The organism is Actinotignum saccati, from assembly GCF_051265055.1.
Lineage (GTDB): Bacteria > Actinomycetota > Actinomycetes > Actinomycetales > Actinomycetaceae > Actinotignum.
In genome coordinates, this window is record NZ_JBOZCC010000002.1 from 13,014 (window position 1) to 29,903 (window position 16,890).

Below are 16,890 nucleotides of genomic sequence, written 5' to 3' on the forward strand. Positions count from 1 at the left end.
GCCTGCGTCGTCGTACTTGTATCGGTGGTAGGAACTCTGCGAAAAGCCCGCCACCGGGCGCCGCTACCCGCGGTTCGGTTTAGCGCACGGAACGGGGCAGCAGGACCTCCGGAACGCTCACGCCGGTGGCACCGGAAATAGCGTTGATTTCTTCGGCAATACCGTAAGCCACCGCTTCGCGGGTTGCCGCTCCCAGGCGTTCGGCGGGGGCGGTGACGGACACGGCCACCCGCTCGCCGTTTTTCAGATCCACCGGGACCGCTACGCAGGCGATACCCGCTTCGTTTTCTTCCACTTCCATGCCCCAGCCGTGGCGGTGCACGTGCTCGATGCACTCTTCGATGGTGGCGCGGGTGGGGGGATTATCGGTGGGGACGCTCAGGTACCAATCAATTTCCGCACCCGTCACGTTATTGGCACCCAGCAAAGCGCGGCCGAGCGCGGTGGTGACCGCCGGGGCATTACGCCCGATAAAGGACACCACCCGGATGGGGCGATCCGGCTCCACCTTATCGAGGTAGGTAACCACCTGGCCGGAGAGCTTGCCCAGGTGCACGAGTTCGTTATAGCGATGGCAAATGGCCACAAGGGCCGGGTGGAGTTGGTCCACCACGAATTGGGTGCGGGTGGTGTAGCGAATAATGGGATCCACGCCGTCCCCGAGGAAGTAGTAGCCGGTATCGGCATCCTGATCCACCCAATCCCGGTAGCGCAGTGAGCGCAGCGTGTGGTGGACCGTGGCCTTATTGGAATCCACTGCAGCTGCAATATCAGAGAGCGGGGCACCTTCCGGTCCGCGGCGCGCTAGAAACTCCACAACGAGCAACGCGCGATCAATGGAGGAGAGCGGAGCGCGCTCCTCAGGGGAAGTACCGGACACCTCAAGCTCCTTTACTCTACGAGGGTATAACTGCAGGCCGGGAAAATTATACCGCGCGATTTCAATATATGAAACATAAAAACCCGGGCGCGGGACGGTCAGTGTTGAATAAGAAAAGGCCCGGAATCCGAATACTTCACACCCCGCCACCGGGTGCCGCCGGAGGCGAAAATGAGGTACAATGATTTCATACGTACGAACGGGCGTTTCACGTAAGGAAACATTCGGGTGCGGGGGTGCCCGGCCGGTTCGTCGTCGTATAAAGGAATACTGGGTGGTGGCATCGGGAGCGGTGTTCACTCACCGGGTGACCTCACGGCAGGAACACGGCGCACGCCGGCGCTCCTGCGGGGCGGCCGCCGGTGGATCGCACGTGGAGCCGTCCCGATCCAACTATCAAAGGTGATGTATATGAAACTCAATCTCAGCTCGCTCTCCCAAGCGAGTGATTACGAAGCAGCCGGTATTCAAGTTCCGGCTTTTGATGTGGCCGCAACTCAGGAGCGCGTTCGCACCAACCCGCGCTGGGTGCATATCGGCCCGGGTAATATTTTCCGGATCTTCCTGGCCCGCATTGCGGATGACATGCTGGCGGACGGCAAGTACTGGCCGATCACCGGCGTGGTGCCGATGAACCCGGCTGAAATGGAAAAGCAGCTCGAAGCTTTTGACCTGCTCACCCTGGGCGTTATTCTTTCCGGTGATAAGCGCGATACCCGCGTTATTGCCGGCCTGGCCGATGGTCTGGCCACTCGCCGCGAAGGTGATTTTGATCGGCTCGTCTCCATCTTCATCAACCCGGAGATGACCACGGTTACCCTCACCATTACCGAAAAGGGCTACGTGATCCAGGATTCCCAGGGTGAGCTTTCCGAAGCTACCCGCGCGGATATCGCCTCGGATCCCTTCGCCAACCATGAGAACACCATGGCGCTGCTGGCCGGGCTGCTCGCGCATCGCTACCAGGCGGGCGGGGCACCCATTAACTTCATCTCTGCTGATAACTTCTCCCACAATGGCGATAAGCTGCGCGATTCGGTGCTGCAGATCGCCCGCGGTTGGGTGGAGCGCGGTGCGCTCAGCCAGGAATTCCTGGACTGGGCCAGTGATGACACCAAGGTTGCTTTCCCGATTTCCGTGATCGATAAGATCACCCCGCGCCCCTCGGAAGAAGTATCGGAGTACCTCACCGGGCTCGGCTTCACCGATATGGGTATTGACCACCTCGGCCGCACCCCGATTGCCGGCTTCGTCAATGCCGAACCCACCGAATACCTCATTATCGAAGATAAGTTCGCGGCCGAACGCCCGCCTTTCGAGGATTACGGCGTGTACATCACCGATCGCGAAACCTGCGATAAGTTCGAGCGGATGAAGGTCACCACCTGCCTCAACCCGCTCCACACCGCACTGGCCGTGTCCGGTACGGTGATGCGCTTCCCGACCATTGATTCGGAAATGCGCGATCCCGATTTGGCGAAGATGGTCAATATCCTCGCCTATGATGAAGCGATGCCGGTAGTAACCGATCCGGGGATTATCGATCCGAAGGACTTCGTGCGCGAGGTTCTCGAGGAGCGTTTCCCCAATAGCGCGCTGCCGGACAATCCGGCCCGTATCGCTATGGATACCTCGCAGAAGATTCCGATCCGTTTCGGTGTCACGCTGCAGGAGTACCAGCGCCGCGGTCTGGATATGGACAAGCTGCGCGTGATCCCGCTCGTTTTCGCGGTGTGGGCACGGTACCTGCTCGGTATCGCGGACGACGGCGAAGAATTCACGCCGTCTTCCGATCCGCTGCTGGAAGAACTCCAGGGGCACCTCAAGGGAATTAAGCTTGGTGAGAGCGTTGATGCTCACGCCGCGCTCAAGCCCATCCTGTCCAATGCCAATATTTTCGGCCTCGACCTGTATACCACTCCGCTGGCGGAGAAGGTCGAAGCCCTGTTCACGAAGCTCATTGCCGGTCCCGGCGCTGTGCGTGCCACTATTCACGAGGAGATCAACTAATGAAAATGACATTCCGCTGGTACGGCGAAGGTCACGACCCCATTCCGCTGCAGTACATCAAGCAGATTCCGGGCGTGTCCGGAATTATGGGCACCCTGTCCTACAAGGCGGCCGGGGAGAACTGGGAAAAGGACGAAATCAAGGTCCTCATCGACCAGGTTCACGAAGCCGGGCTCGAATGCGAAATCATCGAATCCGTGAACGTCCACGAGGACATCAAGCTCGGACTCCCCAGCCGTGACGAATACATCAAGAACTACTGCACCACGCTGGAAAACCTCGCGGAATTCGGCGTCAAGGTGGTTGTCTACAACTTCATGCCCGTTTTCGACTGGCTGCGCACCGAACTCGCCCACGTGAACGAGGATGGCTCCACCTGCCTGTACTACGATCACTCCGAAATCGAAGGCATGACCCCGCAGGATATCGTCAATAAGACGGCTGAAGAATCCGGCGGCCTCACCCTGCCCGGCTGGGAACCCGAACGCCTGGCCAAGCTGGACGAAGTCATGGCGCTCTACCAGAACATGACGGTGGAGAAGCTGCGCGAAAACTGGAAGTACTTCCTGGACGGCATCATCCCCACCTGTGAAAAGGTCGGCATTAAGATGGCCTGCCATCCGGACGATCCGGCCTGGGATCTCTTCGGTATTCCGCGCGCCTACAAGAGCCTGGATGATATCAAGGAAATCCTGGCCCTCAATGATTCCCCGATGCATTCCCTGTGCGTGTGCATCGGCTCGCTCGGCTCCAACCCGTCCAATAACGTCGCGGAGATCCTGCGCTACGTGGGCGAGCGTGGCCGTATTGCGGCTTCCCACCTGCGTAACGTCAAGTACCTGGGGGAGAAGACCTTCAAGGAAGCGGCCCACTGGTCCGCGGACGGCGACCTCGATATGCAGGCCGCGGTGGAAGCCATTTACGATACCTGCCCCGATATTTACGTGCGTCCCGATCACGGCCGCATGATTTGGGGTGAAGAAGGCCGCCCCGGCTACCCGCTGTATGACCGGGCACTGGGTACCCAGTACCTCCTCGGGCTGTGGGACGGCATTGACAAGATGAAGAAGGCGGCAAAGTAGTGTCTCAGCAACTTCCAGACGTTCGTCCGTTCCTGGAAACCCACCCCATTGTTCCCGTTGTGGTGATCGACGACGCCGCGCAGGCGCCCGAGGCCGCCCGCGCCCTGGTGGCCGGCGGTATCCACTGCGCCGAAGTGACCTTCCGTACCGCTGCCGGCGGGGAAGCCATTAAGGCCATGCGCGATGTGGAGGGTATGACGGTGGGTGCTGGAACGGTTCTCACCCGGGCCCAGGCGGAAACCGCCGCGGACCTGGGCGCGAAGTTCTTCGTTTCCCCGGGCTGGAGCGCCGGCGTGGCCGATGTGGCCGCCGAACGCCAGATTCCCTACCTTCCGGGCGTGCAGACCGCCACGGAAATCATGATGGCTCTCGAGTACGGTGCCACCGCGGTGAAGTTCTTCCCCGGTGGGGAAGCGGGCGGGCTGCCCATGGTTAAGGCCCTGCGCGGTCCCTTCCCGAATACCTACTTCGTGCCTTCGGGCGGGGTGAAGCTCGCGAATATGGCCGAATGGCTCTCCGATCCGGCTATCCTGTCCGTTTCGGGTTCGTGGATGATCAAGCGCGATCTGATTTCCTCCGGGAACTTCGCGGAGATCACCCGCCTGTCCCAAGAAGCATCCGATCTAGCTAAGGAGATTCGCAAGTGAGCGACGCCCTGACGATTAAATCCGCCGAGGAAACCACCTACGATATTGTCTCCCTGGGTGAAGTCATGCTTCGCCTGGATCCGGGTGCCGGCCGTATCCGCACCACCCGGCAGTTCGCCGCCTCCGAAGGCGGCGGGGAGTACAACGTGGCCCGCGGCCTGCGGCGCGCCTTCCAGAAGCGTGGCGCGATCCTCACCTCCCTGGTGCGTAATGAAGTGGGTCTGCTGCTTGAGGATCTGATCCTCACCGGCGGCCTGGATACCCGTTTCATTCATTGGGTCGACGACGACGGCATCGGCCAGTCGGCTCGTAACGGCCTCAATTTCACCGAACGCGGTTTCGGGGTGCGCGGGGCGGTCGGGTGTTCCGACCGGGCCCACACCGCGATTTCGCAGCTCACCCCGGAGGATATCGATCTCGATTACCTCTTTGGCGAGCTCGGGGTGCGCTGGCTGCACACCGGCGGGATTTACGCAGCCCTCTCTGAGCAGGCTTCGGAAACAGCGCTGGCGGTTATTAAGAAGGCCAAGGAATACGGCACCGTCGTATCCTACGACCTCAACTACCGTCCTTCGCTGTGGAATCTGCACGGTGGCAAGGCCCGCGCGCAGGAAGTGAATAAGTCCCTGGCGCCCTTCGTGGATGTCATGATCGGTAACGAAGAGGACTTCACCGCCTGCCTGGGCCTGGAAATTGAAGGTGCAAATGAGAACCTCGATAACCTCCAGGTGGAGTCCTTCCACAAAATGATTGAGAAGGCGGCGGAAACCTTCCCGAACTTCAAGGCCATCGGTACCACGATGCGCCAGGTGCGTTCGGCAACCATCAATGACTGGGGTGCGGTGGCATGGAAGCGCGATCAGGGCTTCGTGCAGGCTACCCAACGTGATGGCCTGGAGATCTTCGACCGCGTGGGCGGCGGCGACTCCTTCGCCTCCGGTCTCATCTTCGCGCTCATGGAATACGGTGATGTCCAGAAGGCAGTGGAACTCGGGGCTGCCCACGGCGCCCTCGCCATGACCACGCCGGGGGACACCACCATGGCCACCCGCGCCGAGGTGGAGAACCTGGCCCGCGGCGGCTCAGCACGCGTCAAGCGCTAAAGCCGCATAACCGCAGCGTGCGCCACGCGCCTACCGCGCTGCTCGCCCTCGGCTGAGCTAGCGCAGGGCGCATACCGCGCACAGCGCAACTAGTGGGGAGCAGATCCGGATACCCGGATCTGCTCCCCACTTTGCCTCGCTGTCCCGCTGTGCCGGCGAGGAAGGTATGTTTTTCTGGGATGTACTTCGCATGTACGACAAGTGCAGTACAGCCCTGAAAATAGATACCGCCTCCCCAGGGGCTGGTGCGACTATTGAACGTCGTGAGCCTTTGCGCTATTCGTGCAGTGTTTACTTACGCTCGGATATTACCCGGCAGTGAACTCCTCGCGGCGGCGGCCGGTGTATTGGATTGCGATGCGGTCCTCCGGGCGGGCATCAACAAGGTAAATCACTGCCAGGAATAGCCATTCCAGGGGTTTCATGGCGATCCATACGATGTCCGCTGCGAGGCGGGTGCGGATGAGTCGCGAGAGCGGAAAGCCGTAGCGGTTGTAGAAGCTGCGGATTGCCCGATGCGCTCTCGGGGTCTTTTCTTCCAGGACCTGTTCGAAAGCATTCGCGATAAGAAGCTGGCGGTTCACGGTAATGCGATGCCCGCCGCGCACCCCGTCCCGGATCGGTTTCACCACCGCCGGATGACCGCCGGCTGCCACAGTGCATAAATAATGCTCATCGTAATAGGTATTGGGCGGGGAGATTCGCTGCGAAAGGGTCCAATCGCTTGTTTCCGTGAAAGCTTTGATGGCGGCGTTTGGTTCCTGGCCGAAAAGCACCAGAATAAGGAGGAAGATCCCCAGCACGGGTATCAGGCCAAGCAGGGCGAGGAGCGGCCAGTTTCGAGCCTGGGAAAGAATCTTTTCCAGGTAGGCGAGCACACCCGATCCGGTCGCCTGAACCGCTCGGGGTGCTTGGGAATGAAATTCGTGGATTTTCATGATGATCGTTTTTGCGGAGATCAACACCACCACGGTGACCGGCAACAATAGGATAAGATTCTCCGGGCCGCCAGGCCGGAATGTCTGAATGGTCCAGACGATAACAATGGCGTTGCCAAGATAGATGCACGCAAAGCAGAGAACCGTGAGAAGTGGCGGAATTTCGCTAATCGGCTTGAGCCGCACATAGAGGAAAGCTGCGAAGCAGACAATGCACAGCACCAGTAGAAATGGCTGAAAACCTGTGCGGATAGGCGTATGCGTCTGGTCATTGACGAGCTGCACCGACCAGTCGGCATAAAAAACCACACGGTATCTCATCGAGATGAGGGCCAGATGGAAGCTAAGCGCCAAGAAGATAGTCCAGACATCATGCGCCGCTTCCAGAACCGGCAGCGGCTTGCCTCGTATTGCGATGATAAGCACGATGACCTGGTAACACGTGAGGATAATCGGGTATGTCGTTACCCAGGGGAGAATAGTGAAGAAAACCGGAAGGAAAATGAAAGCCTCAGGGTCCCACAATCCATCTAGGTTAAGCTGTCCCGTGTATGCGGTGTACAGCAGATATCCGGGAATTGCAATCGCATAGGCAAGAAAAATCTGCGTGAGGTAGGGGTGCCGGATCATGAAATTTCGTTTGTGCGCCTCAGGCATGTGGATTCTCCTCAACAGTCTTCGCTCGCCCCCGTTGCGCAAGCGTCACCCCAGATTCTAGATCGCGAGCAGGCCGATGTAAGTGAGGGTGCCGGCGGCCAGGGAAACGAGCATGCGGCGCCCGGAAAGCTCGTGGGCCAGGATCGTAACTGCGCTCGCCACTCCCACGCGCAGCACAGATTCCGCAGATATCGGAAGCACTTCGTTGCGGACCATTGCCAGCGCCAAAATCACCAGCACCCCCACCGGGAGCCAGGCCGATAGTGCTCGCACCAGGCGCGAGCGACGCAGCGGATGCAAAATAAGGAACGGCACCCCGCGCAGGCACAGCATGAGGGCCAGAGAACCCAGCAGCACAGCAAGGAGATAGCCAGTCATGACAGCTCACCTTCCTCGCCTGATGCGCCGCGTGGGGAAGGGGCAGCGTCGTCGTTCTTCCTAAAACGAGTGCGCACCACGAAACGCGCCACTAAGAACAGTGCGAAAAGACTCATCGCGACCGGCAGTAGGGCGCTCGGCGCACATAGCTGCGCCAGCACGAACGCGAGGCCCGCGCCGAGCACGCCGGGAATATCGCGGCGCGCGTGGAAGGCGTCGAGGGCGAGGACGATAAAAAGGGCGACGAGCGCGAAATTGACGCCGCGAATCTGGCCGGGTAGAAACCCGCCAATCGCCACTCCCAGTAGCCCGCCGCCGACCCAGCACGCTTGGAGCACGGCTTGGAGGGAGATCAGCCGGCGTTGATTCCAGACGCCGGGATGCGAGGTGGTGATCGCGTAGGTTTCGTCGGTGAGGGAGTAGACACAATACATGCGGGCAAGCGGGTGGGTGAGCTGCGCGATGGGGTACGAAAACGCGTAAAAAACGTGACGCACGTTCACGAAAAAGATGGTGAGGAGAATCGTGAGGACCGGTGCGTGCGCACTAATAAGGGCGACGGCGAGCAGCTCGGCCGAACCGGAATAAATAAAGAAGGATAGCGCGGGAGCAAGCCACCACGGTTGGCCGTACTGGATAACAAGAAGTCCGAAGGCCATGCCCAGGGGGATCATCCCCAGGCCGGCGCCCGCGGCCATCTGTGCTCCGAAGCGGACATCTGATACGTGGGAAGGCATGCGCCCTATTGTGGCACCGGCGGGGGAGCGGAGGGCGAAGTTTCCACCATGCGGAGCATGGGGCGCCAAGAGAGTTACTATGGTGCACGTCCCATTGTTCTAGGTGAAGGAGCCTCCATGACCGTCGTGAAAATCAATGCTATTTCTGTTCCAGAGGGTGCTGGCGAGCACTTCGAAGCGCGTTTTGCGGCGCGCGAAGGTGCCGTAGATCAGCGGCCCGGTTTCCTGTCCTTCCGGTTGCTGCGCCCGCTGGAAGAAGGGGAGCGCTACCTGGTGGTCACCGAATGGGAATCCGAGGAGGATTTCACCGCGTGGCGCACCGATCCGGCCGCGCATCCGCGCAAAATGGATGCTGCCCGCCAGGCACCCGATAACGCGCACTTGGGGGCGCAGCTGCTCGAATTTGAGGTGGTCAACCTTCCCGAAGTCGAGCACGGGGAAACCCCGCAGGCAGGCTTTGTTTCTATCGTGGCGCTATCTTTCCTCCCCGGAATGGAGAAGGTTATTGAGCAGCGTTTCGCGGCGCGCAAGGCGGCCGTGGATGCGGCGCCCGGATTCTCCTTCTTCGAGCTGTGGCGCCCGGTGAGCGGGGTGGAAGACTACTACGTAGTGACCGGCTGGGATGCACAGGAATCTTACGACGCCTGGGCTGAGGCTCGGGAACGCGCTCCGCATAACACCGCGGATCAGCCCAAGAACCGGGGCCTGGATGTGACCCTGCACGGGTACGCGGTGGTGCAGCAGAGCATCAAGCGGTAGGTGCAGAATGCCGGGCTGAGGTGCGGCGTGAGGCGCGGCTACGGAAACGCAAGCCATCCTTGCGAATCCGTTCCTCACGAATCCGTTGTGGAATCGCGCCAATTTCGCGGCCTGGTTGTGGAAGATTAGCCGATATGTGAGGAGAAATAAAGACAAAGATTATAAGTTATTCTGATTGAGAAGTGAATGACATTATGCGCCCTGTCGCTTTGATCACTTAAGTGTGGTGTGGCTAATGTGGTGTCTAGAGAGTGCTGTGCTGCGCCTTCAACGGCTCTGCCACCACGGCTGACACCACCAGGCCGGCACCCATGGCGCTTTCCGCCAAGTTTTAAGGATCAACTCATGACAGAACATACAACTACGCCCGGAGGGGCAACTCCCGAGCGCGATTACGCTGAAGCAGTCGCGGCGCATACCCGCGCGGATCGCGAACGTGCTACCGCACGTCCGGTAGATGCCCGGGTGGCTTCGGCCGAGCAGTACTCGGCCGAGGATGCGAAGCCGGGATGGCGTTCCACTTTCCTGGGCGCTGATACCCCGGGCCGAGCCACCAATATGTCCTGGGGCTCCGTTTTCGCCGGTGTTGCCGTCGCGATCGCCACTCTGGTGGTCTTCAGCTTCCTCGGCGCGGCGATCGGACTGGGCACTTTCGATCCGGCTTCCAGTAATCCCGGCGAAGGTTTCGGCTTCGGTATGGGGCTGTGGGCGGTGTGCTCCATTGTGATCGCCCTCGGTCTAGGCGGTTACGTGACGGGCGCGCTGGCCGTCAAAGGCGGGCTGCTGCACGGCCTGACCACCTGGGCCACCACGATTATTGTGGCCACCGTTGCGGTGTGGCTGGGTATTTCCGCCGCGCTGGGAGCTGTTGGTTCAGCCATCGGCTCGGTGGGTAACGCCGCAGGTAGCGCGGTAGGCGGAGTGGCGCAGGCCTCCGGGAATGCCGTTTCGGAGGCGGCCAGCGCTATTTCCGATAACCTTGATGTTCAGTGGGATAGCGTGGAAGCCCAAACGGAGAAGATCCTTGCCGATACCGGTGAGGAAACACTCCAGCCTGATTACCTGCGCGGCCAGGTGGACGGTGCCACGGACGATATCAGTGCAGCGGCCAAGGACCTCGTGGTCAATCCGGAGAATTACGAAACGATCCTTTCTGATCTGGGCGATTCACTCCAGCAGCGAGTTGATTCCGTGACGAAGGATATTGACCGTGATGCGGTGGCTAAGTCCGTTGCTGCCAATACGGACCTGAATGAGGATGAAGCTCGTAAGGCCGTGGACAACGCGGTAGAAGCGTACAACCAGGCGCAGGTCAAGGCTGAGCAAGCTCTTAATAACGCGGAAAAGACCCTCCAAGATGTGCAGGCTCAGGCCAAGGACCTGGTTGCGGAAGGCCGCGAGGTTGCTCAAGACGTCACCGATACCGGTTCCACCGTTGCTATCTGGGCCTTTGTGGGCCTACTGCTCTCCGCGATTCTCACCGCTTTTGCGGGTGTGTGGGGCTCGCGCGCGGTGGTTGGCCGCAATGATGCCGGTGCGGTGCGCCGCGATGCGGATGCTACGCGCAGGAAGTAGGCGTGCGGCGCATATCGCACGTGGCATGGAATAAATAGCCGCACGCTTGAGGCCCTCGCTAACACGTCGCGCAGCGATGTGACCGGCCAACGGCTGGAGAGAGCTAAGTATTGGGCCGGGTCAGGTACCGAAATTCAGGTACGTGGCCCGGCCCGTTATTTTACGGAATAATTAGCCGAGTTTCCTGAAGAAAGCAAACTAAGGGGCGGGTACCGCTTTCTCGGTACCCGCCCGTGTACAGATTGGGTTGGTGCGCGGTAGCTGCGTCGTCGTTCCGATGCCGCGCTATCGCAAAAAAGCCGCGCCTAGCGCTCCCGCTCTTCCAGATATCGAAGCAGCACTGCTTCGTATCCGTCCAGCGCGCCCTCGGGATCCTCCGCCGCCTTCTCAAGGAAGGGGATCAGATCCGGCCCGGTTTTCTCCATGACGTTCAGACGATCCGGATTCATGTAACGGAAAGCCTTTTCCATAATATGGCGGAGAATAGTCTGACCGATTGCCGCATAAGAGAAAGCCACCGACTTATGATGCGAGAAACCGCCATCTTCGAGAGCCCGGGAAAGCCCCTGGAGCTGGCGGGCGAAATGCACCGTCAGCTTCGGGTTGCACAGGAGAACCTCGCCCAGCCCGTTGTAATCATCCAGGGTGCGCCGCAGATTGGCATCTGCCTGCTCGATGGCATCGTGCCAATCGGTGCCCGCGTGCACAATAGGTGTTTCATCGGCAGCGCGCCGAATGACTGCCTCAACGATGTCCTGACGGCCATCGTAAAGGCGGTACACCGCGGGGGTCGCGACCCCGATCTTGCCTGCAATATCACTCATAGTGAAGGTAAAGACGCCAACCTCCTTCGCTGCGCGAATAACATCGTCAGCGTTGAAGCGTTGCTTCCTACCCACTCTTCTTCTATATGTTCGTTCCACGGTTTCAGTTTAGTGTAAAAATAAGTCCGGTGTCGCCCGAAACACAGGTTTTTTCTTAATAAAAGCCACAGAAAGTAAAAATGAGGCTCAGCACCGGCGCCTTTGCCGGTCCCGAGCCTCCTCCGCGCGGTGAGATCGCCGCACGCTTTATACGGTTCTCATAACGTTTATCCCGTATTCTTCATTCCAGCAGAAATGCCGTTAATCGTGGTGAGCAGGGCACGCTGCTCATCGGCCGATTGCGCCTTGCCGGCACCCCCATCAGCGGCGGCAGCATCCGCGCGCACCCGCGCCAGCAGCGCCACCTGAAGGTAATGAATCGGTTTGAGATATTGGTCACGAATACGCAAGGTGCGCTGGAGAACCGGCTGGGTATCCAGAAGATCGTCCTCGGCCAGCAGTGCTTCAAGCTCGCGTACCGTCAGCTCGTATTCTTCGCGAATCTCCGCGTAGATATGGTGGAGTCGCTCGGGCACCAGGGTGCGCACATAATGCCCGGCAATATCCATATCAGTTTTCGCCAGAGTCATTTCAATATTGGACATCGTGGTGCGGAAGAACTGCCAGCTGCGCACCATCTTCTTGAGGTCCTCACCGTACCCGGCTTCACGCGCGGCCCGCAGCCCGGAACCGGCACCGAACCAACCGGGCACAATCTGGCGAGATTGAGTCCAGCCGAACACCCAGGGAATAGCCCGCAAGCCATCCAAACCCTTTTCCGAGGTGGTGCGCTTGGAGGGGCGCGAACCGATATTGAGATCACCTAGCAATTCCACCGGGGTGGAGGTCACGAAGTATTCGGGCAGATCTGGATCATCGGCGAGCACCCGATAGCGCTGGTAAGCCGCCCCGCTGAGGAAGTCCATGACTTCGTCATAGCGGCTGAGCGATACATTGCTATTACGCGGTTCGCGGTGCAGGGCGGAAGCTTCCATGACCGCGGCCAGGGTGAGGGAGAGGTTCTCCCGCGCGAGGGCCGGCAGGGTGTACTTATCGGAAATAACCTCGCCCTGTTCGGTGAACTTAATTTCGCCATCCAGAACGCCGTAGGGCTGCGACAAAATCGCATCGTAGGTGGGCCCGCCCCCGCGCCCCACGGAACCGCCACGGCCGTGGAAAAGTCGCAGGGTCACGCCGTGCCGAGCGGCGACATCGCGCAACTGGCGCTGCGCCTGGTGGATCTCCCACTGGGAAGTCACCACACCCGCATCCTTATTGGAATCCGAGTAGCCCAGCATAACTTCCTGGCGGTTACCCCGCAGCCGCACAATTTCCCGATAGGAAGGATCGGAGAGCAGGGTATCGAGGATCTCCCCGGCCCGGCGCAGCTCCGGAACTTCTTCGAGCAGCGGCGCGAATCCCAGGTCGGCGCGCTTCTCCGCGCTCTCCAGATCAATAATCCCCGCTTCGCGGGCCAGCAGCGCCACGGAGAGGATGTCATCGGGGCCGTGGGTCATGGAGACCAGATACGTGGTAATGGCATCCGTCCCGTAAATCTTATGGGCCTGGCGAATCGCCCGGAACACCTCGAAAGTCTTTTGCGAACTCTCCGTCAGCGGCGAATCATCAGTGTTGATCAACGCGGGTGCCAGCGGACGCGCGGAGGCCAGTTCCCGCCCCAGTAGCGCGGTGCGTTCCTCGCGGCTGAGCGTGGCGTAATCCGCCTCCAGCCCCCCGAAACGATTAAATAATTCGCTCAGCAGCTCAAAATGTTTCTCGGAGTGCTCACGCACATCCAAAATGACCAGCCCCAGGCCCATCCCGTGAATAATCTGCTGGGCGGTGGCGAGCAGCCCGTCGGCCACCCGTTCCGCGCCGTGGCGGCGCAGCGCATCGCGCAGCAACTGGAATTCTTCTTGAATTTCCGTTCCGGTGGCGTAGTCATGGCCGGGAATATGCTCCGCGCCGGTGGTGATGCGGGCCTTCGTATTATTGAGTTTCGAGCGAATGGCGCCCAGCTTGAGCCGGTAGGGTTCTTCCGCGTAGAGCGCCCGCGAATCTTCATCCACGAGGTCCGGGAAGCGGAAGTCCTCTTCCAGGGAGGCCAGCAGTGCGGCGTCGTCGCCCGAAAGACGCGAGGAAATCGACAAGCTGAGCATCGCGCGGTTCACGAACCACACGGCAATATCGATAGCGGTGCTGGACTGGAGCCGCAACACATCGGCCGTGACATCCGCGGTGACGTACGGGTTTCCGTCGCGATCCCCACCGATCCAGGAACCGAAACGGATCGGGACTGCGTCTTCGGGCAGGTGGGCGCCGTAACGTTCCAGTTCGTCGCGGAAATCCGTGATGACATCGGGAAGGGTATCCGTGTAGAGACTGCGCAGGTACCACATGACATTGCGGGCCTCGTCCAGGGGAGTGGGCTGCACGCGGCGCAATTCGTCCGTGAGCCAGATGCTCTCCATCACCGAGGCGAGTTCGCGATCCTGGCGGGCGCGTTCCTCGCTACCTTCTTCCGTTTCCGTTTCCACAATTTCGGAGACGCGGCGCAGCTTGGTCAGCACGGCGCGCCGTTGCGCTTCGGTGGGGTGAGCGGTAAAAACGAGGCGAATATCCAGCGAATCGACGGTTTTTTGCAGGCCCTCCAGCCCGACCGCGTCATAAATACGGGAAATCGCGCGCGGAACCCAGGATTCAGCCGGATCCTTATCACCAATAACCTTGATACGGAACGTTTGTTCCGCCGCGTTGGCGAGCAGGAAGTATTCCGCGAAGGCACGCGTGAGAATAATAGCGGTATCCGTGGACATATTATCGAGGGAGCGCTGCACTTCCGAGGCGGCCGTTTCCGAATCGAGATCGCGCGCCGCCGCCCGGACTTTCTCAATGAGATCGAGGGTTTCTTCCCCGTGCTGCTGGGCAATTTCCTGACCGAGCATCGTGCTCAGGCGCCGCACAACCGCGCGCAGCGGTGCATCGAAATCTTCGGGGGAGCGGGCCGTGGTGCGGTCAACGGAGTCGTGGAGCTGAATATCTTGGTCGTGGCTCACTAGATCTACTCGCCTCTCCTTGGGGATCTCACCGTCGCGGTATCGGCCGATGCACAGCTGTGGCGCGTGCCGGTGCCGATGCCGCTTTCCATCCTAACGCTAAGGCCGCGCCCGGGTGTAATCACAGGTCCCGGGTGGAACGACGCCGCGGCACCTGCGTTGTTACGTGCGCGCGGAGGCTCGCTTACACTAGCGGTGGTGAGGTACGACGACGAGGTGGTGCTGGTGGACTCTGGTGTTGTGACGCGGGATGGGCTTTCTTCCCGTGATATTGATGCGCTCGACGCCGCAAAACTGTATTACTCCGGACTCAGCCAGGACGAGGTAGCCCAGCGCATGCACCTGGCTCGCTCCACCATCTCCAAGTTGCTCAGCCACGCCCGCAAGCGCGGTTTTGTGCGGATTACCGTCAACGATCCGCGCGAAGATGATGCGTTCCTGTGCGCGCGGTTGAGTGAGCGCTTCAATTTATTGGATGTGCGCCTGGTCAGCCCGCCCAGTTCCGCGCCGGAAGATGTGCGCGAAGCCCTCGGGCGGGTGGGGGCGCAGGTGCTCTCCGAACAGATTCGCGACGGCGACGCTATCGGCATCTGCCTCTCCCGCACCACCGAAGCGGTCTCCCGCCACATGCCCCGTATTCCGCGCAAAGGCGTGGCGATTATTCAGCTGACCTGCTGTATTGGGGCGTGCGTGCGCACCATTGATGAAACGATGGTGATGGAGCGCATCGCCGCCTCCTGCGGTGGGCAGGCGGTGTATTTCCAGCTCCCGGCTTTTCTCAGTGCCCAGCAACGTGAAGATCCGGATATCAAGGCGCGTTTGCGGGCGACCCGCACCCAGCGGGCCAGCACCCGGGTGGTTCTCTACACCGTGGGGGATGCCCGCTCGAATCTGGCTTATTTGGCGGGTTTCCGCCTGGATGATGCGGATATGACGCGGCTGCTCACCACCTCGGTTGGTGATATCTGTACCCATTTCATTACCGCACAGGGTCGGGTATGCCTCCCGGATCTCAATAATCGAGCCACCGGGATTAGCCTGCCCGAATTGCGCGAGAAGGAACAAAAAATCCTGGTGGCCGGCGGGCCGGATAAACTCCAGGCTATTTATGCAGCCCTGGCCAATGGTTATGTGTCGCGCTTGGTTACCGATGTGGGAACCGCGCGGGCTTTGACGATGATGAGCTAGGCACTCCTCGCGCCCGCGGAACATATGTTCCTTTCGCGAACATCGGTGGCAATATCGGCGCGGCGCATTCGCGCGGCAGTGACTTTTCCGCGCGCTGGCGGGCTTATGGGCACTTCCGGTGCGTGGGGCGGTGAAGGGGCAGCGCGTGGCACTCGGCGGCGCTCTCACCTAGATTCACTCGTGAACACCGGGAACGGTGTTATATCAGTAGCGTGAGACTGCTAGGGGAGACTACGGTGGTGGAGTTTCCCGCTATCAGCGTGAATCACGGTGGGAAACATACAAAGGAGTCATGATGCCCGCTCTCGATCATTATCCACATCCCGCACAGCTCATCGACCACACACTCTTGCGAGCCGATGCACGCCGCGGCGAGATTGAGGAACTGTGCTCCCAGGCCCGCGACCTGGGAACAGCATCGGTATGCGTTAACCCGGTGTGGGTGGAAACTTGCGCGGCCCGCCTTGCGGGTAGTGGCGTCAAGGTGTGCACCGTTATTGGATTCCCCTTGGGGGCCAGTACTTCGGCAACCAAAGCTTTCGAGACTCGCGATGCTATCGCGCATGGAGCTACCGAAGTAGATATGGTCATGGACCTGGGTGCGGCACGCGATGGACGCTGGGAGGATGTGGAAACGGATATCGCCGCGGTAGTGGGTGCAGCTCAGCCCGCCGCACTGGTCAAGGTGATTATTGAGATCTGCCTGCTCAGCGATGATGAGATCGTGCACGCCTGCCGGGCTGCCCAACGTGCCGGAGCGGATTTCGTAAAAACCTCAACGGGCTTTTCCTCTGGTGGGGCAACGGAACACGCCGTCGCGCTCATGCGGGCAACTGTAGGGGAAGAGATGGGGGTGAAAGCGGCCGGCGGGATCCGCAGCGCCGCTGATTTCCGCGCCATGGTGGAAGCCGGAGCCAATCGCATCGGGGCTTCCGCCGGAGTTCAGATCCTCGCCGAATTACAGCGCTAAACACCAGCACGAGCACACGTACCAACCGAAAAAACGAATATTCCCTT

The 16,890-nt window shown here is 60.2% G+C and carries 14 protein-coding genes; 8 read left to right on the plus strand and 6 right to left on the minus strand.

Annotation, left to right across the window (positions count from 1 at the left end):
• Window positions 1-79: 79 nt before the first annotated feature.
• The gene (locus ACRQEC_RS01525) at window positions 80-880 is read right to left on the minus strand and encodes an IclR family transcriptional regulator (RefSeq protein WP_026429347.1); all 801 of its coding nucleotides are present in this window, start codon (window positions 878-880) and stop codon (window positions 80-82) included.
• Window positions 881-1,291: 411 nt separating this feature from the next.
• On the opposite strand from ACRQEC_RS01525, the gene ACRQEC_RS01530 reads away from it, so the two are divergent.
• The 4 genes from ACRQEC_RS01530 to ACRQEC_RS01545 are packed head-to-tail and all read left to right on the plus strand — an operon-like array spanning window position 1,292 to window position 5,722.
• Window positions 1,292-2,890, plus strand: a complete 1,599-nt coding sequence (locus ACRQEC_RS01530) for a mannitol dehydrogenase family protein (protein WP_284890199.1) — start codon at window positions 1,292-1,294, stop codon at window positions 2,888-2,890.
• Window positions 2,890-3,972, plus strand: a complete 1,083-nt coding sequence (gene uxuA, locus ACRQEC_RS01535) for a mannonate dehydratase (protein ID WP_016442774.1) — start codon at window positions 2,890-2,892, stop codon at window positions 3,970-3,972. Before ACRQEC_RS01530 ends, uxuA begins: the two co-directional genes overlap by 1 nt.
• Entirely contained in the window at window positions 3,972-4,619 is a 648-nt protein-coding gene (locus ACRQEC_RS01540; protein ID WP_087070782.1) for a bifunctional 4-hydroxy-2-oxoglutarate aldolase/2-dehydro-3-deoxy-phosphogluconate aldolase, read from the plus strand. Before uxuA ends, ACRQEC_RS01540 begins: the two co-directional genes overlap by 1 nt.
• Window positions 4,616-5,722 carry a sugar kinase gene (locus ACRQEC_RS01545; protein WP_284890200.1) on the plus strand — a complete coding sequence of 369 codons (1,107 nt, stop codon included), beginning with the start codon at window positions 4,616-4,618 and terminating at the stop codon, window positions 5,720-5,722. The genes ACRQEC_RS01540 and ACRQEC_RS01545 overlap by 4 nt, the downstream gene beginning before the upstream one ends.
• Before the next feature lie 308 nt (window positions 5,723-6,030).
• Here ACRQEC_RS01545 and ACRQEC_RS01550 read toward each other — a convergent pair whose 3' ends face one another.
• From ACRQEC_RS01550 to ACRQEC_RS01560, 3 genes are read right to left on the minus strand one after another with little or no spacing between them, the layout of a single operon-like run.
• Window positions 6,031-7,359 carry a DUF6688 domain-containing protein gene (locus ACRQEC_RS01550; RefSeq protein ID WP_435734842.1) on the minus strand — a complete coding sequence of 443 codons (1,329 nt, stop codon included), beginning with the start codon at window positions 7,357-7,359 and terminating at the stop codon, window positions 6,031-6,033.
• A gap of 15 nt (window positions 7,360-7,374) precedes the next feature.
• Window positions 7,375-7,695, minus strand: a complete 321-nt coding sequence (locus ACRQEC_RS01555; protein ID WP_284890202.1) for an AzlD domain-containing protein — start codon at window positions 7,693-7,695, stop codon at window positions 7,375-7,377.
• A complete protein-coding gene (locus ACRQEC_RS01560; RefSeq protein WP_284890203.1) occupies window positions 7,692-8,432 on the minus strand; it encodes an AzlC family ABC transporter permease in 741 nt (246 codons plus the stop codon). Before ACRQEC_RS01560 ends, ACRQEC_RS01555 begins: the two co-directional genes overlap by 4 nt.
• Before the next feature lie 117 nt (window positions 8,433-8,549).
• Here ACRQEC_RS01560 and ACRQEC_RS01565 point away from each other — a divergent pair, with 117 nt between their 5' ends.
• Window positions 8,550-9,191 (plus strand): antibiotic biosynthesis monooxygenase family protein, encoded by a 642-nt coding sequence (locus ACRQEC_RS01565; RefSeq protein ID WP_087070787.1) that lies wholly within the window; start codon window positions 8,550-8,552, stop codon window positions 9,189-9,191.
• 345 nt (window positions 9,192-9,536) lie between these two features.
• Entirely contained in the window at window positions 9,537-10,766 is a 1,230-nt protein-coding gene (locus ACRQEC_RS01570) for a hypothetical protein (protein ID WP_284890204.1), read from the plus strand.
• Between the two features lie 305 nt (window positions 10,767-11,071).
• On the opposite strand, the gene ACRQEC_RS01575 is transcribed toward ACRQEC_RS01570, so the two are convergent.
• Together ACRQEC_RS01575 and ppc are read right to left on the minus strand one after the other, a co-directional pair.
• A complete protein-coding gene (locus ACRQEC_RS01575; protein ID WP_306471211.1) occupies window positions 11,072-11,590 on the minus strand; it encodes a TetR/AcrR family transcriptional regulator in 519 nt (172 codons plus the stop codon).
• Window positions 11,591-11,856: 266 nt separating this feature from the next.
• Window positions 11,857-14,685 (minus strand): phosphoenolpyruvate carboxylase, encoded by a 2,829-nt coding sequence (gene ppc, locus ACRQEC_RS01580; RefSeq protein ID WP_284890206.1) that lies wholly within the window; start codon window positions 14,683-14,685, stop codon window positions 11,857-11,859.
• A gap of 198 nt (window positions 14,686-14,883) precedes the next feature.
• Here ppc and ACRQEC_RS01585 point away from each other — a divergent pair, with 198 nt between their 5' ends.
• Together ACRQEC_RS01585 and deoC are read left to right on the plus strand one after the other, a co-directional pair.
• Complete coding sequence (locus tag ACRQEC_RS01585; protein WP_161624653.1) at window positions 14,884-15,873, plus strand: sugar-binding transcriptional regulator; 990 nt, start codon at window positions 14,884-14,886, stop codon at window positions 15,871-15,873.
• Window positions 15,874-16,168: 295 nt separating this feature from the next.
• Window positions 16,169-16,843 carry a deoxyribose-phosphate aldolase gene (deoC, locus tag ACRQEC_RS01590; protein ID WP_284883429.1) on the plus strand — a complete coding sequence of 225 codons (675 nt, stop codon included), beginning with the start codon at window positions 16,169-16,171 and terminating at the stop codon, window positions 16,841-16,843.
• Window positions 16,844-16,890 lie beyond the last annotated feature (47 nt).